Origin of the sequence: Paraburkholderia phymatum, assembly GCF_038900715.1 — a bacterium.
Lineage (GTDB): Bacteria > Pseudomonadota > Gammaproteobacteria > Burkholderiales > Burkholderiaceae > Paraburkholderia > Paraburkholderia phymatum_A.
This window is the reverse complement of record NZ_JAYMRZ010000113.1, coordinates 1-255: the sequence shown is the minus strand read 5'-3', so window position 1 is coordinate 255 and position 255 is coordinate 1. Positions and strand designations below refer to the sequence as shown.

Genomic DNA, 255 nt, shown 5'->3' with positions numbered 1-255 from the left:
GCGGTTAGAGATGGCCGTGAGTAGATGGATCAGGGTTGTGATTGTATCGAAGTATTTTTAAGTTCCTCGAAAGAGGGCTTTGGAATACGGCACAACGCGAAAACTCAGCCTGTAGCGAGTGGTGTCGCGAGACACACCCGTTATAGGGTCAAGCGAACAAGTGCATGTGGTGGATGCCTTGGCGATCACAGGCGATGAAGGACGCGGTAGCCTGCGAAAAGCGGCGGGGAGCTGGCAAACGAGCTTTGATCCGCC

The 255-nt window shown here is 54.1% G+C and carries 1 rRNA gene; it reads left to right on the top strand.

Annotation, left to right across the window (positions count from 1 at the left end):
- Positions 1–146 precede the first annotated feature (146 nt).
- A 23S ribosomal RNA gene (locus tag VSR68_RS42650) occupies positions 147–255 on the top strand; the annotation flags it as partial.